The sequence below is a fragment of the Kosakonia sp. S42 genome (genome assembly GCF_016624785.1).
In the GTDB taxonomy this organism is placed as follows: Bacteria; Pseudomonadota; Gammaproteobacteria; order Enterobacterales; family Enterobacteriaceae; genus Kosakonia; species Kosakonia cowanii.
Window position 1 is genome coordinate 439,208 of the sequence record NZ_JACVTW010000002.1, and the last position, 15,941, is coordinate 455,148.

The following is a 15,941-nucleotide window of genomic DNA, read 5'->3' on the forward strand; positions in this document are numbered from 1 at the left end:
GGCTTTTTTTATCAGAAATAGTAGTGAACCTGCGCGTTGATAGCCTGCTCCGCATCCATGTTGCCAAACCTTGAGTGCGCAACATCAAGCTCCATGTGGAGGTTATCGCTCACCTGCCCATCAATGCTGGCATAGTAGTGCATGCGCCCGTCACGTTCGGCCTTAACCCGCATATTGCCTGCATCGTCATGAAGAGTGATATCGCCATCCGCCCGCAGTTCCGTCTCATAATGCCACCCTGCCCGCAACGTAATCGCCCGATCATCATCGCAGAAGTGCGCCCCCGCCACGATCCCTGTACGCCCCACCCATGGAGTCGCGCTCTGCCGATGCAGGGAGAGAGAGAGACCACGATCGTGCCAGTGAAACGTGGCACCAGAGAGCTTGCCCAGCACAACTTGCGCCTGCGGCTCGATGTAGGCATGCCGGGTCAGCGGATAGTGATACCCCGCTTCAACGCCGCCTAACCAGCTGTTGGTGCGGTAATCCCGTGCGTTAAGACCGCTGAATGCCAGCCAGTCGTGATTGAACGAGTGGACATATTTCACCCCCGCATCGAGATAGAGACCAGACTTGCTCAGCAACGTGGCGTAGTAGCCTGCGCCGAAATCGCGGCTGCTCCCCTGCATACTTTCGCCGCTTAACTGCTGGGTGGCGTAACTCATATAGATGCCAGAATAGAGATCGGCGCCGGGCAAGGCGCTTTTTCTGTCGATACCCGACCAGGTCATGGCGTCGTGGTGGCTTACGCCCCCTTTGCCGGTGCCGTTATGGCGTTGCGTGAATGCCCACGCTCCCGCACGCCCGCCCTTTTCCCGCAACTGCACGGCGCGTTTATTCAGGCTATTCACTTCCGTAATGAACCGCTTATAACTCATGGCAAAAAAGCGTCTGGCTTTGGCGACGGCGGCGGGATCGGGCGTCTGCCGGAAACCGGTCAGGACCCACTGTGTGTTTAGCGCATCCTCTTGCCGTTTGATAATCGGCTCAAGTTTGCTAAATCCCCTCACCGCCTTTGCCGCCGTAAAGAGCGAAGCGGGCGTGCCGCGCGGGGCCGTAATCAACGGAAGATGCAGCCCCTGGAGGCGTCGGGAGAGCTTAAGCACATCCAGAAACAGAACGTTGTTTCCCCCAGCCGCACGCTGGCTAATCACGATTTTATCGCTGCTTTGCAGATCCGTACGCAGGGCAAACCCCGTATCGCTGGCCTCTAACTCACCAATTCTTAAGGTGTTAAAGCGATGTCTTCCAGCGGAAAGCCCCACCAGCGAGCGCGACGCTGAGAGCCTGCCGACCCCGGAATCGCGGCGTAGCTGCCACCGCGTCGCATTGAGGCTTAAACGTGCGCGCGGCGCAGAGAGTGAACCAATCCAGCTGCTCTGAAAACCAAAGAGCCTGGCCACGCTCCCCTTCTGCCCGGGTGTCACGCCCTCAACAAGACGCGGCACATCACTCTCACCAAAGCGGATGAACGCCTCGCCCACGGCGTGAATATGTCCCCATAGCGAGGCAAAGGGGGCCACGTTAAGCGTGCTTTCATCATTAAGTTCATAGGTTGCACTGCTCTTGAGCGCATAGAGTGTTGGCGTCACGCGCCCCGGCGCGACAGGATTGGCCGCCAGCAGTAGCGAGGCGGAAGGGCCGACGCTCACCGTAGCGTCACTGCTCCAGCCGCCCGTTGCGGTCAGCCGCGCATTCTCCAGAAGGGTGAGCGGGGTTTGGCTGAACTGGCTGAATCCGTCCAAGGTGGCATCCCGCGACGAAACCGTGACCTGGCTATCCTGTCCGTAAACCGTGCCGGTAAATTTCTCCCGAATGGCGAGCGTCGAGTGTGCGGAGAGGTTAATGTGCCCCCAGAAGCGGCTAAGTTCCTCATCAAGCGCTCCCGTTGAACTGCCCTGGCGCGGCACGTTCACCACGCCATTGCCATCATTAATATCGATATAAGGCGTAGCGCTACCCAGTGTGATAGCCGAGCCTCTGGCCTCAATATTGCCGGTCAGTGACGCATTTCTTGCCAGATCGAAGGAGGCATAATCGAGCACTAAGCGATTGACGTGAAAGATGCGGCGCTCCCAGTCCGGCTGCGTAAACGAGACCGGCTCGCTGCGCAGCGAAAAATCCCGCAGCGAACGCAGTTTTTCAACAATTTCCGGCGTGTTATAGGCGTGGATAACAGGATGGCCCTGAAACACCAGCCGGCCATACTGCTGCGTAAAATCGCCGGCTATGTCGACCGCGCCATCGAGGATCAACGCGCCCCGCGTTCCGGGTGCGACACGGTTAGTGAAGTTAAGGTTTCCCCGCAGCTGCCCGTGATACATGTAGTCCTCATCTTTAAGGCGCTCATAACGGGTTCGGATCGCCTGCTGATGATCGTGACCGACAAACTCCCAATGTTCATTGCTGTGCTGATTGTCCGGGAACCAGTCATACTCAGGCGTTTTAAGAATGAAGTAATCATTAGTGCCGGTATTGGAATTACGGTACCCATACAGCTCGCCAACCTGCCCGGTTCGCGAGTAAGACCACTCGTAGACTGGGATGGAGTCGATCGCGCGCTGATAACGTAGATGGATATCGGCCCGCTTTCCTGCACGATTAATCAGCGCGGCCCCGTAATCTTCGGCATTGAGCTGGTGGAAAGTGAGCGCATTGCCGTTAACGTCCAGCCTGCCGCCGCGAAAGCCCCATGTAATCGAATCGGGATCGACCTGCTGACCATCGCGAAGCACCACTAACGGCCTGCCGCTGACGATGCGCAGCAGGCTGCATGCTTTCACCCTGCCTTGTGCATCGGGGCGCTGGGCGAGCACCACGGTTCCGTCACCGATACTCAATCCGCCAGGGTTGATGCCTAGCGCGTTAACGCTCAGCGTACCTTTTCCCACCTTATGCAAGTTATCGCCTTCGGTGCCGTTCACCAGCCATTTTACCGTTGCGCCGGCAGCGACATTGACGCCGCCGCCGATCCACGTCTGCGCCTCCATCGGCGAGACGCTGGCGTTGCCATAAAAGGTTAAGCTTCCCGCGCCCTGATCGACGCTATCCTGCAACATCAAAACAGCATTCGCGCCGCGAAAAACCAGATCGTTACCGCTACTGGTACCCTCTGGGCCCTTGCCCTGCATGGCATAAGTGCTTCTGCCCTGCGTTAACGTGCCCGCACCGGTTGCCGCATCGTATCGCCAGATAAACAGCGCATTGCGTTGCCGGTTTTCTATCGCCGCACTGGCATATTTATCCCTTGTCTGCTGAATAAATTGTGGGTCAACAAAGGTGTACGCGGTCTGCTCAAGAGGCCCCAGATAGAGCATGCTTAATGAACCGACAACGATCCACTGGTTGTTCAGGCGATCCCAGGCGTAGAGCGGGGAGCCACTATCGCCCAGTGCGCCGTGGCTCGCCAGCGGACCATTTTTAGGGTCAAAAACATCGCCGGAGTTGATTACTAACAGTTGATAACGGTTAATCCGCGGCTGCCCGATGGTCCCACCAGTGAGAAAACGATACGCCCCCTGAATATCGCTCCGCTTACCCGAGGCATCGCTCACTTTTTGTCTGCCGGATCCCATGCGGTAAAAGAGACGAAAACGCGCCTCGTCATGCAGGGTTTTGAGCGGCATGTTTAAGGGGGAGATCGCGGCGGGCGCCACCTCCGTCACCACTTTATTTAAGCGAATAACGCTAAAGTCCTTTAGCCGGATACTCTCTCTGTCCGCAAGTTCATAAGGGTAATGACCAAATTCCAGGGTGCTGAGATATGACGTGGGATTATGATGCACCGTCGTTGCATATTGCGGGTGAATAAGTGTCGCGATACCCGATCTATTATTTACGCTACTGAAATCGGGCATCGGTGCCTGATTTAACAGGCCAACTGCCTGGGCATATTTATTATAAATGGGCACATCCCGCGCTCCCGGATAAAAAGCCCCCTTATTGGTCGCGAAATCACGATAGGTCTGATAAGGAATATCTGCATTCGCCACGGAGCGTTGAACAATGCGCGCTTTCGCATGCAGTGCGCAGGAAGGGAAAAAAAGAGATAAACAGAGTGATAGCGTGACTTCAAGCGAATATATCTTTTTCATACTAACCATCCTTTGGTTTAGTAATAGAAGAAAATATTGCTCTACATTGAAAATATAGTAATAAGCCCCTACTTATTATATTTATCGCGACAGGCGCTTTGCCCGCCGCGAATTAACTCTAGCACAGCGTGATATTTATATATTCTGAAAATAGAGCGCGGCTAGCGCACATTAAAATGCAGCGCGCCCTCCAGCTCCTCTTCCGCTTCATCAAACAGCAGGATTAGCGCCCCGAAACGGCGGCGCTTCTTCTCCGGCAGATGGATAAACACAATCTCCAGCGGCAGCGGTAGCGCTTCCCCCACCACCGCATCCCACAGCGAATCGAGATCGTGCACCTTCTCCTCCTCAAGGGCGAACTGGCGACAAAAATCGCGGTAGAAGGCGCGCTGATCGGCGATCTCTTTGAAATCGAAGGTGTAGGTTTTCATGCTCTCCATCATCTGCCGTTCCACTGTTTATAAGCCGCCTAAATGTAGCGTTTTCACTTCCATAAACTCGTCTAATCCCAGCACGGAGCCTTCGCGGCCTAAACCCGACTCCTTCACGCCGCCAAAGGGCGCGACTTCGGTCGATACCGCGCACTCGTTCACGCCGATCATGCCGCTCTCCAGCGCCTGCGAAACGCGGAATACCCGTTGCAGGTTTTGCGTATAGAAGTAGGCTGCCAGCCCAAACGGCGTGGCATTGGCGCGTTTGATCACCTCCTCTTCGCTGGTAAAGCGGAAGCAGGCGGCAAGCGGGCCGAAGGTCTCTTCCTGCGCCAGTTTCATGCCATCGCTACAGTCACCGAGCACCGTCGGCTGCCAGAAGTTACCGCCCAGCGCGTGCGGTTCGCCGCCGGTCAGCACTTTCGCGCCTTTCGCTACTGCATCTTCAACATGCTCACGTACCTTATCGACAGCGGATGACTCAATCAGCGGGCCGACGACCACGCCCTCATCCATGCCATTGCCCACTTTCAGCGCTTTAACTGCCTCGCTCAGCTTGCGGGTAAACTCGTCATAGACCCCTTCCTGGATATAGAAGCGGTTGACGCTAACGCACACCTGGCCTGCGTTGCGGAACTTGTTCGCCACCGCGCCCTGCACTGCGGCATCAATATCCGCATCGTCAAAGACGATATAGGGCGCATTGCCGCCCAGCTCCATTGAGACCTTTTTCATCGTCTCGGCTGCATTGCGCACCAGCGTTTTGCCCACTGCCGTTGAGCCGGTGAAGGAGATTTTGCGCACCTCCGGGCTTGCCATAATGGCATCGCTGATCTCAGAGGTTGTGCCAGCGACCGCGTTCAGCACGCCATCCGGGACACCCGCTTTTTTCGCCAGCGTTAACAGCGCAAAGGCGCTCAGCGGCGTATTGTTGGCGGGTTTGATCACCCCGGTGCAGCCTGCGGCCAGGGCCGGGCCAAGCTTGCGGGTCAGCATCGCCATTGGGAAGTTCCACGGCGTAATGGCCGCGACCACGCCGATAGGTTCACGGGTCGCCAGAATGCGCGATCCCGGCTTAACCGGCGGAATGATCTCGCCGTTGGCGCGTTTGGCCTGCTCGGCAAACCACTGAATAAAGCTGGCGGCGTACTCGACTTCGCCCTCCGCCTCTTTCAATGGCTTACCCTGCTCGCTGGTCATCAAACGCCCCAGCCAGCTTTTGTTCTCGATAATCAACTCATACCAGCGATAGAGAATGGTTGAGCGCTCTTTGGCGGTTTTTGCCCGCCAGGCGGGAAAGGCGCGCGCCGCGGCGGCTATCGCCTCTTCGGTCTCTTTTTTCCCCGCTTTCGCCACGCGCGCGATCACCTCGCCGCTGGCCGGGTTCAGAACCTCAAAGGTGGTCTCCAGGGTTTTCCAGACGCCATCGACCAGATAACCGGTCTGAAAAAGCGCACTCTCCTGCAATGCCTGCGTGCTCATGAGTTCTCCTGATCTGCGGTGTGTTGATTCTCCTGTGAAGTATAGTCATAAAAAAACCGACGCTTAGGGCGTCGGCTTTGTCATTAATTGCTGGTTAGCGCGTGTTGATACTTATGTAGCATGCCGGTTAACCGCTCGACCGGCTCCGTCACCTGCGGCGAAGCATTCCACTCACGCAGTTTCTGCTGATACACCGCCAGCTCTTCAAGCAACTGGGTAAAGTAGCGACGCCGTTTGGTATCGGATCCGGCGGCGATCACTTCAGAGGCGGTGCGGCGCAACTGTCGGTGGAACGCCGAGAGATCGTCATTGATCGGCACCGGCGCATCGCGCAGCCGCTGGTGAGCAATGATCAGCGTTAACGCGAGGCGAAACTTCGCTACGTCGCCGGGAAACTTATTCAGCAGCAGGAAGAGCTGTTGATAGAGCGCCGGAAGGTGGTTCTCTTTGCGCCGGGCGGTGTTGGTGGTCATTGCCGAGACCGCCGCCGAGACAAACTGGTTAAGCAGCACGCGTCCGGTGCGCGCCTGCGAGTTATCGCGCACCAGCAGGATCACCGTTATCGCCAGCACCACACCCACCAGTTGCCCGAGCGCGCTGTCGAGGAAGAAGCTGAATTTGAAGGTCATCGGGTTATCCAGCACCAAAATATTGATGGTGCCTGCCAGCGTCGCCATCGATCCCAGCCGCCGTTTCTGCACTTCGATGCCAATAAAAAAGGCCAGCACCGCAAGGCTGATACAGAGCAGCAGCATGCTTTGCTGGGTGGCGGGCAGAATAACCAGGAAGTAGAGCGCGCCAATCGGCAGCGCCCACAGCATGCCGTAGACGAAATCTTTCGCCACCATAATCGGATTCGGCAGCCGCATCGCCAGCGATGTGACAACGGCGATCATCACCATCGCCCCGCTGCCGGAGGTCCAGCCGGTCCACAGCCAGAAGAGCGTGCCGAGGGCGCAAGAGAGCGTAGTGCGCCAGAAGTTAATCATTGCGTGGTGGCGCTCGGCGGACTCCGCTTTCACCACCGCTTCGCCCCGCAGCACCTCCTCTTCGATGGCGCTGATTTTGGTATTGCCAATCACGCCGCGCTTAAGCAGCAGGTAGCGCGTCGCCGCCCCGACCCAGCTGTAGAGCGTCACCGGCGTGTCGCGCTCGCCGGTCCAGATAATCACCCGGCGCATGCGTTTTAACTGCCGGTGCACGTCCTGCACCGTTTCGACCGGCTCGTCGAACAGCTCGCGAAAGGTATCGGTGATCAGATCCGGGCGCGTGTTCTGAATCAGGTAGGTCTCGCACGCCTGGGTAATCAGCGTCAGCGAGAGGGTGTTGATTACCTTCAGACGGCGGTTTGCCAGCCCCCAGCGCGAGGATTCGATCTTCAGGTTGCTGCGCATACCGTCCAGCCCGGCGGTGCGGCGAACCAGCGCCGCCCAGGCGGCATCGACCTCTTCGCTGTCGCCATGCTTGATACAGAGTTGCATCAACTGGTAGTGCGCCACCAGCAGGCTATCGAGCTCCTGGTCAATCACCTGCTTCACCGAGCGCGGCGAGAAGAGCAGATCGGCGACAATCGCGCACAAAATCCCCACCACGATCTCACTACAGCGCTCCACGGCGTATTGCGGTGCCAGCAGCGGGTTGGGCTCAATGGTGATAACAATGATCAGCGCCGTATAGCCCGCCAGCCCCCAGGCGTAGGAGTTCTCAACGCGTATCAGCGAAGAGACCCAGGTACAAAAGCCCGCCCAGATGCAACTCACCAGCAGCATCAGCAGCGGCGTGCGGATCAGCATAATGATGATGGTCAGCCCGGCAATACAGCCGATGAAAGTCCCGGCGATACGCAACATACCCCGGTAGCGGATCGCGCCGGAATAAGGCTCGCCGCCTGCCGCAAAAGCGGGACCGGCGGCAACAATCGCCGCGGTCAGCACCGCCCAGCGCGGTGTTTCAAGCTGGAAGTGAAAGCCGACAAACAGCGCCAGCACTACCGCGCCGGCCAGTTTGCAGGCAAAGCGCAGATGCTGGCTGGCGATAGAGAACAGCCCCATAGCGATTACCCCAGCTCACGCAGACGGTGGGCGATTTTACGAAACAGCGAATCGTGGCTGGCGTCGCGATCGGTTTTGCCGGTGACCACGACGGTTGCGGTGGTGCCTGCCGGCCACAGGTTGCCCTGCTGTTTATCCAGACGGATGCGCACCGGCACGCGCTGCGCCAGGCGAACCCATTCAAGGTTGGAGTCGACGGTCGCCATCCCTTTGCTGTCATTGGTGCTGCTGGAGTTGGTTACCCCGGCGGCGACGCTGTCGACGGTGCCTTTCAGCACCTGATTGCTGCCTAACGGCGTGATCTCGGCGCGATAACCGGCGCGTACGCCCTCAAGCTTGGTCTCTTCCATATAGGCCAGCACATAGAAACTGTTCTGTTTCACCAGCGCCACGGCGGTAGAGCCGCGGGTGATGAACTCACCGGCATAAACATTGAGGTTGGTGACCCAGCCATCGGCCGGCGCACGAATAGTAGTGCGCTCCAGATCGAGCTTCGCCAGATCGCGCGTCGCCTGCGCTTTCGCTAACTGATGCAGTTCGGTTTGCAGGGTGTTATTCGCCTGATCAATCTCTTCGCGCGACATCGCCTGGATGCCTAACTGGTTGCGGCGGCCGGCTTCGCGTCGCTTCTCATTGACCAGCGCCTGGTAATAGGCGACATCGGCTTCATCCTGCTCAAGCGCTTTTTGGTAGCGCGGCTGGTCGATGGTGAAGAGCACCTGGCCCTGTTTGACCAGCTGGTTATCGTGAACATCGACGCTGGTGACAAGCCCGGTGACATCCGGGGCGATGGCTACCACGTCGGCGGTGAAGCGCGCATCACGCGTCCAGGGAGATTCGGTGTAGTAAACCCAGGCGCGGAAAATGGCGATAAACGCCAGGATAACAAGCGCCACGGTGATCGCGGTACGGGTGATATTTCTTGTTAGTGTTTTCACTTCTACCTCAAACAAATAAACGCGACAGCAGGTAAAACAGGCAGCAATAGAGTGCGGTGTTAAACAGCGCAGGATGCCAGACAAAATCGTAGATCCCGGTCGGGATCAGCATCCGACGCACCAGCCAGAAAATCGCCAGCGACAAAATCAGCTCGAAAAAAATCGGTGGGAACGACAAACCGAACACCACGATGACGGGAAACAGACTCATGTTGACCTTGGTTTTTTTACGCTTGCAGGTGATAAATCGTTCGTACGCCACCGCAGGAAAGGGCAAGGAGAGCCAGGCGAGAGTGACGTGAATATTATGGATAGATAGTATATTAGCGTAACTGTTATGCTGTTATCTATATTATGTGATCTAAATCACTTTTAAGTCAGAGTGAATAATGGAACGTTTAAAACGCATGTCGGTGTTCGCCAAAGTGGTGGAACTGGGCTCCTTTACCGCCGCTGCACGTCAGTTGCAGATGAGCGTTTCGTCCATCAGCCAGACCGTGGCGAAGCTGGAGGATGAACTGCAGGTAAAGCTGCTGAACCGCAGCACGCGCAGCATTGGGCTGACCGAAGCGGGAAAGATCTACTATCAGGGCTGTCGCAGAATGCTCCATGAGGTGCAGGATGTGCACGAGCAGCTCTACGCCTTTAACAATACGCCCATCGGCACGCTGCGCATCGGTAGCTCTTCAACCATGGCGCAAAATGTGCTGGCAAAAATGACCGCCGAGATGCTGAAAGAGCACCCGGGGCTGTCGGTGAATCTGGTAACGGGGATCCCGGCGCCGGATCTTATCGCCGACGGGCTGGACGTGGTGATCCGCGTGGGCGCGTTGCAGGATTCCAGCCTCTTCTCCCGCCGCCTCGGCACCATGCCGATGGTGGTCTGCGCGGCCAAAAACTATCTCGCCCAGTACGGCACGCCGGAAAAACCGGCCGATATGGTGAACCACTCGTGGCTGGAGTACAGCGTGCGCCCGGATAATGAGTTTGAGCTGGTGGCCCCGGAAGGGATCGCCACGCGCCTGATCCCACAGGGGCGGTTTGTCACCAACGATCCGATGACCTTAACCCGCTGGTTAACCGCCGGCGCGGGGATCGCCTACGTGCCGCTGATGTGGGTGATCGATGAGATCAACAGCGGTCAGCTTGAGATCCTGCTCCCGCGCTACCAGTCGGATCCGCGCCCGGTTTACGCGCTCTACACGCAGAAAGATAAGCTGCCGTTGAAAGTGCAGGTCTGTATTAACTATTTAACGGATTACTTTATCGAGGTGGCGAAGGTCTACCAGAGCATGCAGGGGCGCAGGGTGTGAAAGCGTTCACCCTCTTTGCGCAAAGAGGGTGAACGGTAAGGATTAGGCCGTGCCGCCGACGGTCAGATTGTCGACCTTCAGCGTCGGTTGACCCACGCCAACCGGCAGGCTCTGCCCCTCTTTGCCGCAGACGCCAACGCCGTTATCGAGCTTCAGATCGTTACCCACCATGGAGATCTGCTGCATCGCTTCGATGCCGGAGCCAATCAGAGTCGCGCCTTTCACCGCTTTGGTCACTTTGCCTTTTTCAATCAGGTACGCCTCAGAGGTGGAGAAGACGAACTTGCCGGAGGTGATATCCACCTGGCCGCCGCCGAAGTTCGGCGCATAGATGCCGTACTCCACGGATTCGATAATCTCTTGCGGCGTCGATTTGCCCGCCAGCATATAGGTGTTGGTCATACGCGGCATCGGCAGATGGGCATAAGACTCACGACGGCCGTTACCGGTCGGCTTTACGCCCATCAGGCGCGCGTTCATCTTGTCCTGCATATACCCTTTCAGCACGCCGTTTTCGATCAGCGTATTGTACTGGCCCGGCGTCCCTTCATCGTCGATGGCGACTGAACCACGGCGATCGGCGATGGTGCCGTCATCGACCACGGTGCAAAGCTCGGAGGCAACCAATTGCCCCATCTGGCCGCTGAATACGGAAGTGCCGCGACGGTTGAAGTCCCCTTCGAGGCCGTGACCAACCGCTTCATGCAGCAGCACGCCCGGCCAGCCTGCGCCCAGCACCACTGGCAGCGTGCCCGCAGGCGCGGCAACGGCAGAGAGATTGACCAGCGCCATACGCACCGCTTCGTGCGCCCAGGCGTCGGCACGAACTTCGCCATCCACCTCTTGCAGGAACCACTCGTAACCGAAACGACCGCCGCCGCCGCTGGCACCGCGCTCGCGTTTACCGTCATCTTCAACCTGTACGCTGACAGAGAGACGTACCAGCGGGCGCACATCGGCCGCCAGCGTGCCGTCCGTCGCCGCCACCAGAATCAGCTCATAGACGCCGGTCAGGCTGGCAGTCACTTCCTGCACCCGCTTGTCGGCAGCGCGTGCCACTTTATCGACGCGACGCAGGATATCGAGCTTCTCTTCGCGGCTCATGCTTTGCAGCGGATCAATGCTGGTATAGAGGCTCTGATGCTCAACCGCGCCGAGAGTTTTGACTTTACCGTCGCCCTCTTCGCGGACGATGGTGCGCGCGGCCTGTGCGCTCTGCTCTAACGCCAACAGGCTGATCTGGTCTGCGTAAGCAAAACCGGTTTTCTCGCCGCTGATGGCGCGCACGCCCACGCCCTGGTCAATATTGTACGAACCATCTTTGATGATGCGGTCTTCTAAAACCCAGGATTCGTGATAGCTCGACTGGAAATAGAGGTCGCCGTAGTCAAGACGACGCGCGGTCAGTTGACCGAGAATGGCAAACAGATCCTGATGATTCAGGCCATTCGCTGCCAGTAGTTGTTCACTCACCAGATTAAGACTCATCATGTTTTCTCGTCGTTGCCGCCACATCGGGCAATAAAAAAGTGCGATACAAGGAGCTTGAGGCAATTCGCTGATGCCGTCAAATCATTGCTTTTTGTCGGTACGCGGCTGGCGCATCACTTCGTTGATCTGCGGCTGGTCTACCGGGCCAGTAATGCGGTAGCGCAAAATGGAGACTTTATTCCACAGCGGACCCAGCACTTTACTGGCCGCGAATACCGCCGCGCCAACAATCGGGTTAACGGCAAACGCCGCCGCCACGCCAACGGTCGCGGAGATTTCCGGTGCCACCACCGCTTCAACATCAAGCTGGCGACGCACCAGATCTACCGAGCCTTTCATCGCGATATCCGCTTCCAGCCCGTCGACCAGCGTGTCATCGGTGTGCAGGACGCCATCTTTGATCCACGCCGTGCTGCGAATGGAGTCAAACCAGAAGCCCTCATTACTGAAGGTGTCGCTGAAATCAAAGCGCAGCTTGCGCAGCAGCGAATCGACGCTGAAGAGGCGCAGGATCTGCCCGGCATGTCCGGTGCTGATATCATCGATTTTGCCTTTGCCGAGGCGTGTGCGCAGAATGCCGTTGAGCGATGCTTCCTGCGGCTGCCACGGCGCGCTGCGCCAGTGCAGATCGTAATTGACGTTGAACGGCGCGTCGCGCACCGGCGTCGGTACCCCAAAGAAGCCCATCGCCGAATCGAGCTTGTCGCCGCGCAAAATGCCCTTAATGGACGTGCGCTCGCCGCCCGCGCGGTTGACCCACTCGCCGTCGGCGGTCAGGCGCGCGACACCGCTATCGACCAGCCCATTTGCCAGCGTCAGCGTATCGCCTTTAATAGCAAAATCGCCCTCGATACGGCCATATTTCTGCCCCCACAGCCAGCACTCTTTACAGCGCAGTTGCAGATCGGGCCAGCCGCTGAAATCAATGCGCTGCTGCTCGCTGAAAAGCGTGGTTGGCGAAGTGATATCTTTCGTCTTCGCGGCGCTCGCCGGGTTGTAGTAGAGATAACGAATATCGGCCTGCCACGGCGCGTTTTTATTGATCTTCAGCGTCGCGTTAAGCTCGCGGCCCTGCGCGTCAATAGTGGTGCCAGCAAACTGCGGCTGCGAGACGATGCTCATGTTATTCCACTGCTGCCAGCACTCTTTACAGCGCAGTTGCAGATCGGGCCAGCCGCTGAAATCAATGCGCTGCTGCTCGCTGAAAAGCGTGGTTGGCGAAGTGATATCTTTCGTCTTCGCGGCGCTCGCCGGGTTGTAGTAGAGATAACGAATATCGGCCTGCCACGGCGCGTTTTTATTGATCTTCAGCGTCGCGTTAAGCTCGCGGCCCTGCGCGTCAATAGTGGTGCCAGCAAACTGCGGCTGCGAGACGATGCTCATGTTATTCCACTGCTGCCCGCCGAGCGTCAGGGCGGGCGTGCGCAGCGTGATGCGCGACGGCAGCGAAGCGCTGCTGCTGACATGGCTTGCTGCGCCCTGATTAAACAGCGCCAGCCACTGCGCGCCGTCCAGCGGCGGCAGATTAAGCTCCAGCCCGCTCTGCTCCGGCAGCGGCGGTGTGGTTTTACTCTCCGAGGTCCAGATGCCGCGATCGAGCGCCAGCTTGCTGCCGAGCAGCCAGCGGCTGTTGAAGTGATTATCCACGCCTGCGTTACCGGTCAACTCAAAGCTGTGCAGGTTACCATCCACGTTGACCTTCACCGGCAGCGCATGGCCTGCCCGCTTTTCAAGCGGCGGTGGTAAAGTGCTGGCGATATTGCCGAGATCGCCTGCCAGGTTAACTTTATAGCTCGCTTCGCCGTGGTAAGGGAGCGTCACGCCAACATCCCCTTTCCATGTTACGTTACCGCGCAGCGCATCGTTAAGCTGCTCCGGCAGTACGCCGGTACGTGATGGCTGCCAGTTGCCGTTGAGATTCACCGCCACCTCGTAGGCTTTAGCGCCCTCGGTAGTCGTGAAGTCGACGTTCAGCGGTTGGTTAAACCAGGTGGCGGTCAGCGGCTCACTCTTCAGGTTGCCATTCTCAAAGCTGAATTTGCCGCTGAGGTTTTTCAGTGTGCTGCTGATGGGCTTGATAAACAGCGAATTGTTTTTCAGCGCGACTTCGCCTTTGGCCAGCGTCATCTCGCCATCCAGCGGAATATCCAGATGTAAGCGAGCGCTCACATCACCATCAATTTGCAGCTCATCTAGCGCGCTGCCGAGCGAGTCATGCAGCGGCGTCTGTTTAAAATAGGGGCCGACCTCTTTGCCCGGCCCATTGATATCGGCATCAATGATCAGCTTCTCTTTGATGTAATCCGGAATCGCAGCGGCCAGCTTGCTGGCGGTCACGCCGCCGAGCATCACTTTGTCGCTCTTCATCCATAAACCGTCATTGAGGAAATCGAGGCTAATGTCGAGGTTTTGCAGCGCAGGCCAGTCCGGCTGGAAGGCAAAGGTGGCATTACGCAGGGGCACCAATACTTCAAACTGCCCCTCATTATGCTTATAGGGGAAGAGGCTCGGGTCACCAGCGAAGACCAGCGTGGCGTTTTCCGTCTGTCCGCCTTTAATTGCGCCGCTGAGATAATCCACCAGCGCTTTGCCCATCAGGTTTTCCGGGAAGTAACGCCAGGCTTGCCCGGCGTCGGAGACGTTAATCCCGGCCAGAATGCTGAGCCACGGCGCTTTGCCTTCCGGTTGCAGATAACGGAAATCCCCGCGCGCATGCAGCCCGGTGGCCTGCACATCAATATTGCGCCCGTCCAGCTGGAAGCCCTGCTCGTTCTTCTGCCAGTTGAGCGTGGCCAGCCCTTTTTCAATCTCCAGCGGCGCACGGAACACCGTCTCATACGGCATCTTCGCCTGTGAGATATCGGCGGTTAGGCGCCCGTTTTCAACGCTCCCCTCAAGCGTGCCGGCGAAGTGCTCCATACCGGGCAGCAGCTTCCACTGATGCCAGCTGAGATCCTGCCAGCGCGCCTGGAAGCGGCTCTTTTCCGGCGTTTTTAATGGAATATCGACCGCCAGCCGCGCAAGCTTGCCCGCCGGTTGCAGGGTGTTCCATATGTCATACATCGCCGGGGAGATCTTCTGCGCAATCGGCATCAGCCCGTCGAGGCTATTCAGTTCAAGGTTGGTGGCACGAACGCGTAGCTCATCGCTCGCCTCTTTCGCTTCCTGCGCCGGGACCCAGGCAAAGCTGAGGGCGCCCTGCGGCCAGGGTTTATCATCAATCGCAATGCGCGTCACCGGCACGTCAAACTGCCAGCCCGCTTTCTGACGGCTGATATGGGTAGTCAGGTTGTCGACGGTCAAGCGATGGGTGGTGTTATTCCCCAGCCAACTGGCACCGCCTTTTTTCAGCCACACATCGCCGCTTTCAATTTCGCCCTTGTTGAGCGTCATCCACCCTTCGAGGCTAAAGCGGGCGGAGGTCAGCGCGACCTTATCCTGCATCCACTGGCTGAGCCACGGTTTGACGTCGATATCATCGGCTTGTAGCCAGACGCGGCCGTTATTCAGCAGGCCGTTGTCATCGAGCAGATCCATACGCACCTGCATCACGCCATGCTGCCCGGTGAGGCTGGTGAGGCTTACCTGCCCTTCGGCACGGTGGCGATCGTCGCCGTTAAGCCAGGTGAGCTGCGGGATCGCCAGTTCGGCGCGTTGACCAGAAGGGGTTAAAAAGCTTACGCGGCTGTCGCGCAGATCGAAGTGATCGAACTGGCGCAGAAAGAGATCGCTGATGCGATCTTTGCCGAGGGTGTTGTCCTCTTCGCTGCTCTCAAGCGGGGTATTGCTGTTAACCGCGAGTTGGTAAAAGGTGAGATCGCGAAACTGCCAGCGCAGGTGAAGCAGGCTCTGCCAGACGTCGAGCGCCAGGGTAACGCGCTTTACCTCAACGCTGCCGCCATCTTTCAGCGTGGCCTGAATATCGCGAACCTCCAGCTCCGGGCCGAAGGTTTGCCAGCGCGCCTGAAACTCGCTGGCCTTAAGCGGAAGCCCGGTTTGTGCAGAGATGCGCGCCAGAATTGGCTCGCGCCACTCATTAAGGTGGGGTAACACAAGGCGCAGCCCGCTTACCAGCAGCGCCGCGATAACGATCAGCGTCGCGCCTGTAAGCAGTAATATCCCCGGCAGTCGCCTCACGCCT

General features: G+C 58.0%; 9 protein-coding genes. 1 reads left to right on the forward strand and 8 read right to left on the reverse strand.

Annotated elements, in window-relative coordinates; genetic code table 11:
• Positions 1–11: 11 nt before the first annotated feature.
• The 6 genes from IAE50_RS05495 to aaeX form a co-directional block, all read right to left on the reverse strand.
• Positions 12–4,094, reverse strand: a complete 4,083-nt coding sequence (locus tag IAE50_RS05495) for a S6 family peptidase (RefSeq protein WP_200579757.1) — start codon at positions 4,092–4,094, stop codon at positions 12–14.
• 161 nt (positions 4,095–4,255) lie between these two features.
• Positions 4,256–4,525, reverse strand: coding sequence for a hypothetical protein (locus IAE50_RS05500; protein ID WP_200579776.1), 270 nt, complete (start codon positions 4,523–4,525; stop codon positions 4,256–4,258).
• A 27-nt stretch (positions 4,526–4,552) separates the two neighbouring features.
• Positions 4,553–6,007, reverse strand: a complete 1,455-nt coding sequence (locus IAE50_RS05505) for an NAD-dependent succinate-semialdehyde dehydrogenase (RefSeq protein ID WP_200579758.1) — start codon at positions 6,005–6,007, stop codon at positions 4,553–4,555.
• An 83-nt stretch (positions 6,008–6,090) separates the two neighbouring features.
• On the reverse strand, positions 6,091–8,058 hold the full coding sequence (gene aaeB / locus IAE50_RS05510; RefSeq protein ID WP_094422280.1) for a p-hydroxybenzoic acid efflux pump subunit AaeB: 1,968 nt from the start codon (positions 8,056–8,058) through the stop codon (positions 6,091–6,093).
• 5 nt (positions 8,059–8,063) lie between these two features.
• The gene (gene aaeA, locus IAE50_RS05515) at positions 8,064–8,996 is read right to left on the reverse strand and encodes a p-hydroxybenzoic acid efflux pump subunit AaeA (protein WP_076770292.1); all 933 of its coding nucleotides are present in this window, start codon (positions 8,994–8,996) and stop codon (positions 8,064–8,066) included.
• A gap of 7 nt (positions 8,997–9,003) precedes the next feature.
• Complete coding sequence (gene aaeX, locus IAE50_RS05520) at positions 9,004–9,207, reverse strand: p-hydroxybenzoic acid efflux pump operon protein AaeX (protein ID WP_023480966.1); 204 nt, start codon at positions 9,205–9,207, stop codon at positions 9,004–9,006.
• A gap of 178 nt (positions 9,208–9,385) precedes the next feature.
• On the opposite strand from aaeX, the gene aaeR reads away from it, so the two are divergent.
• Positions 9,386–10,309 (forward strand): HTH-type transcriptional activator AaeR, encoded by a 924-nt coding sequence (aaeR, locus tag IAE50_RS05525; protein WP_094422282.1) that lies wholly within the window; start codon positions 9,386–9,388, stop codon positions 10,307–10,309.
• A 42-nt stretch (positions 10,310–10,351) separates the two neighbouring features.
• On the opposite strand, the gene tldD is transcribed toward aaeR, so the two are convergent.
• Both tldD and yhdP read right to left on the reverse strand, forming a co-directional pair.
• A complete protein-coding gene (gene tldD / locus IAE50_RS05530) occupies positions 10,352–11,797 on the reverse strand; it encodes a metalloprotease TldD (protein ID WP_200134851.1) in 1,446 nt (481 codons plus the stop codon).
• Positions 11,798–11,881: 84 nt separating this feature from the next.
• Complete coding sequence (gene yhdP / locus IAE50_RS05535; RefSeq protein ID WP_200579759.1) at positions 11,882–15,937, reverse strand: AsmA2 domain-containing protein YhdP; 4,056 nt, start codon at positions 15,935–15,937, stop codon at positions 11,882–11,884.
• Positions 15,938–15,941: the final 4 nt, after the last annotated feature.

Bases quoted from the DNA above. Each gene is read 5' to 3' on its own strand.
- IAE50_RS05500 (WP_200579776.1), bottom strand. From the start codon at position 4,525: ATGAAAACCTACACCTTCGATTTCAAAGAGATCGCCGATCAGCGCGCC.
- tldD (WP_200134851.1), bottom strand. From the start codon at position 11,797: ATGAGTCTTAATCTGGTGAGTGAACAACTACTGGCAGCGAATGGCCTG.
- IAE50_RS05505 (WP_200579758.1), bottom strand. From the start codon at position 6,007: ATGAGCACGCAGGCATTGCAGGAGAGTGCGCTTTTTCAGACCGGTTAT.
- aaeR (WP_094422282.1), top strand. From the start codon at position 9,386: ATGGAACGTTTAAAACGCATGTCGGTGTTCGCCAAAGTGGTGGAACTG.
- aaeB (WP_094422280.1), bottom strand. From the start codon at position 8,058: ATGGGGCTGTTCTCTATCGCCAGCCAGCATCTGCGCTTTGCCTGCAAA.
- IAE50_RS05495 (WP_200579757.1), bottom strand. From the start codon at position 4,094: ATGAAAAAGATATATTCGCTTGAAGTCACGCTATCACTCTGTTTATCT.
- aaeX (WP_023480966.1), bottom strand. From the start codon at position 9,207: ATGAGTCTGTTTCCCGTCATCGTGGTGTTCGGTTTGTCGTTCCCACCG.